This is a genomic window from Pseudomonas sp. SB113, assembly GCF_040754745.1.
GTDB lineage: Bacteria > Pseudomonadota > Gammaproteobacteria > Pseudomonadales > Pseudomonadaceae > Aquipseudomonas > Aquipseudomonas grimontii.
In genome coordinates this window covers 1-446 of the sequence record NZ_JBFMHW010000182.1, presented here as the reverse complement: position 1 = coordinate 446, position 446 = coordinate 1, and the positions used below count along the sequence as shown (strand labels likewise).

General features: G+C 63.2%; 1 protein-coding gene. It reads right to left on the bottom strand.

Going from position 1 to position 446, the window contains the following annotated elements; translation table 11 throughout:
• Positions 1-8: 8 nt before the first annotated feature.
• Positions 9-446 (bottom strand): 4-hydroxythreonine-4-phosphate dehydrogenase PdxA (locus AB1462_RS32065; protein ID WP_367249131.1); only part of this gene is annotated, 438 nt, incomplete at its 5' end.

Sequence of the window (446 nt, the reverse complement as noted above, 5' to 3'; positions counted from 1 at the left end):
ATCTATGCTCATGCGGATTGTGTCGTACGGTCGGCGAGTTGCCGGGCAAGCTTCAGCGCTGCGATCAGGCTGTCCGGCCGCGCCACGCCTTTGCCTGCAATATCGAATGCGGTGCCGTGGTCGGGCGAGGTGCGAATGAAGGGCAGGCCGAGCGTGACGTTCACCGTCTCGTCGAAAGCCAGAGCCTTGGCGGGGATCAGCGCCTGATCGTGATACATGCAGATCGCCACATCGTAACTTGCGCGCGCGCGCGGATGGAACATCGTGTCGGCGGGCAGGGGGCCGAACGCCTCGATACCTTCGGCGCGCAATGCCTCGACGGCTGGGCGCACGATGACATCGTCCTCGGTGCCCATCGATCCGCCTTCGCCAGCATGCGGGTTGAGACCGGCAATCGCGAGCCTTGGGTTCTCGATGCCGAAACGGTTCTTGAGATCATTTGCGAC